Source organism: Levilactobacillus parabrevis ATCC 53295 (assembly GCF_001434055.1).
GTDB classification, from domain to species: domain Bacteria; phylum Bacillota; class Bacilli; order Lactobacillales; family Lactobacillaceae; genus Levilactobacillus; species Levilactobacillus parabrevis.
Genome location: NZ_AZCZ01000033.1, coordinates 25,965 through 33,613 on the forward strand (window position 1 = coordinate 25,965; position 7,649 = coordinate 33,613).

General features: G+C 49.3%; 7 protein-coding genes. 5 read left to right on the forward strand and 2 right to left on the reverse strand.

The genetic code is table 11. The features are described 5' to 3' along the window. Positions 1-658: 658 nt before the first annotated feature. Complete coding sequence (locus FD07_RS09185) at positions 659-1,084, reverse strand: universal stress protein (RefSeq protein ID WP_020090020.1); 426 nt, start codon at positions 1,082-1,084, stop codon at positions 659-661. Between the two features lie 219 nt (positions 1,085-1,303). Here FD07_RS09185 and FD07_RS09190 point away from each other — a divergent pair, with 219 nt between their 5' ends. From FD07_RS09190 to FD07_RS12805, 4 genes are all read left to right on the forward strand, one after another. Continuing rightward, a complete protein-coding gene (locus tag FD07_RS09190) occupies positions 1,304-2,188 on the forward strand; it encodes a hypothetical protein (protein WP_020090021.1) in 885 nt (294 codons plus the stop codon). Positions 2,189-2,998: 810 nt separating this feature from the next. After that, entirely contained in the window at positions 2,999-3,502 is a 504-nt protein-coding gene (locus FD07_RS09195; RefSeq protein WP_020090022.1) for a MarR family transcriptional regulator, read from the forward strand. Positions 3,503-3,778: 276 nt separating this feature from the next. Beyond that, positions 3,779-5,728, forward strand: a complete 1,950-nt coding sequence (locus FD07_RS09200; protein ID WP_020090023.1) for a M13 family metallopeptidase — start codon at positions 3,779-3,781, stop codon at positions 5,726-5,728. 347 nt (positions 5,729-6,075) lie between these two features. After that, a complete protein-coding gene (locus FD07_RS12805; protein ID WP_020090024.1) occupies positions 6,076-6,687 on the forward strand; it encodes a helix-turn-helix domain-containing protein in 612 nt (203 codons plus the stop codon). 142 nt (positions 6,688-6,829) lie between these two features. Here FD07_RS12805 and FD07_RS09210 read toward each other — a convergent pair whose 3' ends face one another. Then, a complete protein-coding gene (locus FD07_RS09210) occupies positions 6,830-7,300 on the reverse strand; it encodes a hypothetical protein (protein WP_020090025.1) in 471 nt (156 codons plus the stop codon). Between the two features lie 108 nt (positions 7,301-7,408). On the opposite strand from FD07_RS09210, the gene FD07_RS09215 reads away from it, so the two are divergent. Next, on the forward strand, positions 7,409-7,649 hold a 241-nt coding region (locus FD07_RS09215; protein ID WP_156403284.1), incomplete at its 3' end, for a MarR family transcriptional regulator.

The following is a 7,649-nucleotide window of genomic DNA, read 5'->3' on the forward strand; positions in this document are numbered from 1 at the left end:
ACCAAATCACATGAATCGCTGCTCTAGCAACCCTACCAGGGGGTGAATTATTGGAGAATCCTAGGCAGCCCTTGCAATTTGTGTGGATTAACGATAGAATGATACCCGATTGTTATTTTAATTAAGCGAGGGTTTTTACAATGAGAAAAGCACATCCAAATGGCGTTCAAGGTCGTCGGAAGGTTAACCGTAAAAAGGACCGGAAGCGACGCGACGAAATTTCAGACTTACAACGTTGGTTAAAGAACAAAAAGTAAATCTGACGCCTTACCGTAAAACGCACTGACATTTATTGTCAGTGCGTTTTATTTTTGTCCAGTCTTTTTTAAGTGCCTCCGGGCTGGTGAAAATGGGCTGTGGCGCTGAGGGCGGACGCCTAAAGCCAAAGAACGGTCTTTAGGCTTGGGAGTAAGCCGCTTAAAACCGCGTCTTCCCCCCACCCAATTATCTAACCGGCATGACCCTCGCCGCTAAGATAATTCCCACAGCTGAGCCCATTTTCACCAGCCCTGCGGCTTTACATAGTGTTAGGGCAAACGCACTTGACAATTATGACACTAACCCTCTGCCCTTTACGAATACACGCCAACCTCCCTTCCCATCTAAAATTCCCACAAAATAAAAAGGACCTGACAGTCGCCAGATCCCTAAAACGTTATTAATTTACAACTAATACACTTGATTTAGAATTGTGAACCACGTAGCTCGTCGTGGAGCCCATGATGGCACGCCCTAAACCGTGCGAACCGGAACGGCCAATGACCGTCAGATCCGTGTTCAATTCTTCTGGCAAGGTTACGGCAATCGTCGGCTTGGGGAGTCCCGTCTTGAACCGTGTTTCAACGGGCACACCCGCCTGCTTCACTTCTTCAACAGCGGTATCCAAGAACTTGGAAGCTGCTTCCTTGAAGTGGGTCACAATTTCACTGCCGAATTCCGCGCCGTAGTGGGCATAGGTCTGATCACTAGCGACGGAAACGATGAACAACTTCGATCCAAGCTTTTGCGCCAATTTGGTCGCCTCCACCAGTGCTTTGTGGGCATTCTTGCTCCCATCCATTGGTACTAAGATCCGTTCATACATGATATCCCGTCCTTTCCATACTAAACCATCAATGTGGTATCGCTTTCAACACCTTTATCATAGCAATAATTACGCCTCGTGAAAAGGTAAATGCACAAATTTTCACGAGAATTTTAGGGTTCTGGGTAAATGTTTAGCTGATTCTCATTCTGGCATTCCTTACGGTTTGTGGTAAGATTAATCAAACGACTCAATAATAGAAGGATGGTTTCCAAAATAATGAAGAAGTTTTTGTTGGGTGCCCTGGGGTTGCTTGCCTTAACCCTAGCCGGCTGCTCGAATAATAAAGTCACCACGAAGAAGAACACTTACCGCCCAACTGCACTGACCGCTGTTGTTAAGGGGACGGCTGGTGCCAAACAGGTGAACTATCAAATTGACAATGGCAAGAAACAAACGGTCAAGACCAGCGGCAGCGCTTATTTCTTTCAAGTCCCCGCTGCCACTAAGGATCAAACTGTGAAGATTACCGCCGGCAGCGCCCAGAAGACAATTACCGTCAAAAAGGTTAAGGATTTAGGTAATTACAAGAAGCTTGCCGCCAAGTACAACCAGATGGTTATCGGCACCTACTTACCCACCAAGGTGCAAAAACAACTCCAATCCGCCCAAAAGAATCAGGCCGCAACCAAGAAAAAAATGATAGCCTTAGCTAAGACTGACCCAATGGCCGCCGCGGCTGCCGCTCAAAAGCAGCAAGCCGCCGCTAAGCAGTTACAAGCCGAAATGGCCACGGCCAAGAAGAAGGCCAAGGATAGCCTCCTACCAACCACGACTAAAGACGGCGTGAAGAACCTCGTCAACACCAAATACACCACGGTGCGGGCCAACGTTCAAGATGGCAAGCTGATGGGCTTAGCCATGATTACGCCAACCGAGCAGATGAAGACCAAGACGGGCCAAAAGAAATTTGGGACCACCTTCGCTCTGCTGGGAAGCACACTGAACGCCAAGCCAAAGTACGTCATCAATAAGTTTGAAAAAGTCTTGAAGGACGCTAAGAAGAACAGCTCTTCCACGACGACCAAGACCATCAAGTCCAATGGCATCCGCTTCAATACCGGCTTCTCAACGGATCACCTCTACATCTACATGACAAAATAACAATCAACGAAGCTCAGTGGATATTACCGCTGAGCTTTTTTTCATACGGTCGGTCGCCTGCGGCTGTCGAGGTTCCGCCTGCCATGGGGACCGCCTACAGCCAAAAAACGGGCTTTCGGCTTGGTTTGAAGCCTTGCAAAAGTCATGCAAGTCTTCAAACACATCCCACGGTGTAAGGCCGGGAAGAACCACCCGGTCTAACACCGCCGTCACGGCTGGCTACACTCCGACATCCTCCGGCGACACTACCCTCAAATATATCGTAACCTCTACAACGACATCATTAGCTAATCTTCAACGACTAATTCATCGCATAATTGTCAGACAAACGCCAGCCACCTACATTCCAGTGACCGCCCGATGATTCATGTGAACGACGCGTTTAGCCGGAGGTAGCCAAGGATGTCACCAGCCGTATCGATGGCGTTAGGACGGGCGCTCGCTTCTTCCCGCTCTTACGCCATGGGACGAGCTTGGAAACTCGTGGTCTTGATGAGGTTTCAAGTCGAGGTTCAAGACCGCCCTTTGGCTTGGACCGGTCCCCACATCAGGTGGAATTCTTGGCTACCGCAGGCGACAGTTGCCCACAAGTCTCACGAACACTAGTTACTGGGATAAAGTTAGTTAGCGTATACCCTGAACCAGATAACAAACTGAATTGTCCTAACCCTTCCTCCCTAAGCGCAATCATTTTTATCCCTAGCAATCAGGCGGCATAATAACGGTATGCTGAGGTAGTGAATAGGTGCGGTGATTTTGCGCGTCAAAATTTACTAAACCGGCTAGATTCGTTTTCAAGGGGGAGTTATTATGCAAAACGAAGAAAGAGTATTTGAAAATTTTCTACGGCAGTATCGGGAAATTTTTCGGGTGTTGATCAATGCGGCGGAACAAATTACCGGTCAGTACTCGGTTAGTTTTGAACAGTATCTGTTGCTGAAACAAATTCATGAGCAACGTAATATTACGCTCAGTGAATTGGCAGATTCCACTCGCACCACCCGTTCGGCTGCGGCTCGCAAGTTACGGGCCCTGCTATTGGACGGATTCGTTGAACAGGAAGCCAAGATGGACGATCGCCGCGTGAAGTACCTGCGGTTGACCGACAAGGGGACCACCGTAGAGCATGACATTCGCCAGGCTTTCCTGCAAAGTGCCGAAACTTGGAATCAGATTCCAACCAGTCTGACTTCGGCAGATATCACCGACTTCTTCACCCAGTACCAACAAAACATTGCGGTTTGGGATCGAACTCGACCAAAGTTTCAACGGCCGATCCTGCACGCAAAGCGGAAGGCCCTCGGTGGTGAATAGATTCATCACCACCATCGTCTGCCAGTTAACGTGACAACCACCAACGCCCGATGGGGAAAGCGGCCCGTCACGTTAAGATCCACACAGTCTTTGAGCTACCACAAGCATACAGTTTCCGTCATCGGAATAGGGGATAACGGGGTCAGAGCCACGGGTTCCGACCCCGTTATTGTTGCCTTTTGTCGGCTTTATGAGAGGTTTATGATAAAATCAATTCCCTTTTATCTGCAAATGGGTTAACCTGTCACTAATGACTATTTTTAAGGAGGATTTCCTATGCGTATTAATCGTTTTGCTTCTGATGCACCTTCCGCTGATGACTTTCCAGTGGACGAATCCTTATTGACCAAGGACTTCTACGACGCCGTTAACGGCAAGTGGGCCGCTCAGGCCACCATCCCCGGCGACCACGCGTCGACTGGGGGCTTCATGGACCTGGCTGACAACATCGAACACACTCTGATGCACGACTTCAGTGACCTCTTAGCGGGCAAATTAACGCCGGCAAATCCCGAAATGGCGGAGTTCAAGAAACTCTACGGCATGACCAGCGACTTTGCCCAACGTGAAGCCACCGGCACTGCCCCACTCAAGCCCTGGTTGGCCAAGATTGAAGCGCTCAAGGACTTTGATGACCTCAGCACTCATTTAGCCGAATGGCACCGTCTAGGCTTACCCGTTCCGATTGGCGTGGGTGTGGAACCCGACATGAAGGACACCAGCCAGTACGCCCTGTACGTGGACGCACCGGACCTCTTCTTGCCCGACAAAACCTACTATAGTAAGGACAATCCAGCTGCTAAGCAGTTGATGCCAATCTTCACGCAAACGGCGACGAAGTTACTGGAAATGCTCGGCTATGACAGCGCTAAAGCTGCCGAAATTGTCGAACAAGCCAAGGCCTTCGATGCCCAAATCGCGCCACACGTGAAGTCCTCTGAAGAAGCTGCCGACTACGTGAAGATCTACAATCCACGTAAGTTAGCCGATGTTGATGCCAAGGTCAACGCGCTTGACCTGACTGCGGCCATTACTGACCTGCTGCACGACACCCCAGAAACGGTTATCTTGCCACAACCGAAGTTCTTCGATGCCGTCAACGATATCCTGACACCAGCGAACTTCGACGCCGTTAAGAGTTGGATGTTGGTCAACACCGCCTTTGACGCAACCGGTCTTCTGACCGAAGAGTATCGTCAAGTCGGTGGCACATACAGCCGTGCCCTTTCTGGTAAGAAGGAAGCCCGCTCTCAAGAAAAGGCCGCTTATTACCTGGCCATGGGAAGCTTCTCCCAAGTTGTTGGGGACTACTATGGTCGTAAATACTTTGGTGAAGCGGCGAAGCAAGACGTCCACGATATGGTCGTTAAGATGGCTGGCGTTTACCAGAACCGTCTGAAGACCAACGACTGGCTCAGCCAATCAACGCGTGAAAAAGCCGTGGTTAAGCTACAAAAGTTAACGATTAAGGTCGGCTATCCCGATAAGATTGACCCACTCTACGCCAAATTCAAGGTCGACACCAGCAAGTCCCTCTTCGATAATTTACAAGGATTCAGCGAAATTGTCCTCGCCGACCACTTTGCTCACTGGGGCAAGCCTGTCGACCGTGACAAGTGGGAAATGAGTGCCAACACGGTCAACGCTTACTACTCCCCTACCAATAACGAAATCGTCTTCCCCGCTGCCATCCTGCAGAAACCATTCTACAGTCTGGAACAATCCAGCAGCGCTAATTATGGGGGAATCGGCGCCGTAATCGCTCACGAAATCTCCCACGCCTTTGATAACAACGGTGCCCAATTCGATGAATTCGGGAACCTGAACAACTGGTGGACGGATGCCGACCTCAGTCACTTCCAAGACTTGGCTAAATCTATGATCAACGAATTTGACGGGATCGACTTCGCTGGCCAGAAGGTCAACGGGAAGCTAACCGTTTCCGAAAACATTGCCGATGCTGGCGGCCTGAGTTGTGCGCTTGAAGCCGCTAAGTCCGAAGATGACGTTGACCTGCGGGCCTTCTTCATCAACTGGGGTAACGTTTGGCGGATGAAAGCCACGACCGAATACATGCAATTACTGTTATCGATTGACGTGCATGCGCCAGCCAAGTTGCGAGCCAACGTGCAACTCAAGAACCTCGCTGATTTCTACAGCACCTTCAACGTTCAACCAGGTGACGACATGTACTTGGCACCAGCCGACCGGGTAAAGATCTGGTAAGCTTTGAAATTAAATCAATTATTTGGTCTGTACCAATCACTATAGCATAGCTAGCGATAGCCGTGTGTAAAGTCTCTGTAAAGGTGACAGATACGCCAGCAAAATAGGGCTACGACAACCGTCGTGGCCCTATTTTGTTGCTCTGAAATTGTTTGACAGCTGAAGCTTCGCAACGACTCCCCTAAACCAGGGTTCAACTACCGCCCCACAATTTGCATTCGCTAGCATCATGCTTCTAGCTATCTAGGCCGGTCAAGCACTGTCATATCAAGGATGCTTAGAATCTTTGCTAGGCAATTCCACCAAATTTTGCTATGCTAAAGTCACTTATCGGAGGGGGCACCACCATGAAATTCGGGGAACGTTTGAAACAAACACGGCAACAAGAACAACTGACTCAGGCAACGGTCGCAGACACACTCCACGTCTCGCACCAGACGATTTCCAGCTGGGAGACTGGCCACAGCTATCCAGACATCGATAGCCTGATTGCACTCAGCGACCTGTACCAATTATCACTGGATACGCTACTCAAAGAGGATCACGGGATGGCGGACACCCTGCGCAAACCAGAGGTCTTTGAAGCCATTCGACAACCTCTGCGCAACTTAACCATCGTCAACGTTATTTCCATGACCGCTTTACTCTTTGCGGATCAACTTGCTTCCACTAATTTTCTATTTTTTATCGTCGCCATGTTCAACCTATTCGCCTTGAAACAATTGCGCGAGTTTTCCGACACCTTGAACCAGGAGAACGACAACTCTCGTCGGCTACGACGCCGCCCCTGGATTATCGTATTCGCCATTGTTGGAACGATTGGTGCGATTTGGGCCTGGTCGACCAACAATTCCAATCTCACTACCGACTTCATCGCCTTTGCAGTCACATGTTGGTTTGCCCTCTTCTTTACGGTAGTTGACCACCAACAGACCACGGAATCGGCACAGCTCCACTAAGTTTCAGCTCACACCTAACCTATAAACGACTAAAATCCGCAAGAATGGCTAACTAGTCAATCTTACGGATTATTTTAGTATTACACGATATCTTTTGACAATTTGATTGTTTTCGAAACACTCTACTACGAAGCGTTGCCAACTATCCCTGCTTAGGCGTGCCGTGGGTGCGCGCCATAATCCGTCGAACTGCCGGCATGATGAAAAGTTCCCGGATAAAGTAAGCCGAGGTCAGCGTCTCAAAGAAGCTGAGAACGAACTGCACCGCCGTCATGTGACCCAGCGTGCCATTCATGATCAAGGCGCGCGTACTCATGGTAAAACACATTACCAGTAGCATCGTCCAACTACGAATCGTCCCGGCTTTAAGGTGAATCGCGTCTGCGTTAGCCATCCCCCGTGTCCACCATTTAATCAGCAAAGTACTCAGGGTACTGGCAATCAAGAGATTGAAGACAAAGGCAAAGATAATCGTGGGAACGATCGACAGTAAGTACACCCGCCACATCGTGAGATTAATGCCCGCGTTAGCTGCCATTCCTAACCAGCTCATACTGCCCGCCATACCGGTACATAATAATAAAGTAAAAAGCAATCGCTGTTTAAAAGTCATGTTAGATCCTCCATATAGTTGATAAAGCAACTATTACAGAATAGTCGCATTTAGTTTATTTGTCAACCATATTCTATGCTATACTGAATAAAAAAGGAGGCCGTTGTCTTGGACATCGTTAGAATTGGGAAATTTATTGGAGCACTCCACCGTCGCTTTCAGACAGCCATGAACCGCGAGATTACGCTGCCCGACATCAACGGTACTAATGCGAACTTTCTACTCTTCATCAGCGAACACGACCGGGTTACGGCCAAGCAGATTACGACCGAACTCGCCATCAATAAGGGGCTGGTCAGCCGCGAAATGACCCGACTCGAAAAAGCCGGCTACACCACTAGAACCCCTG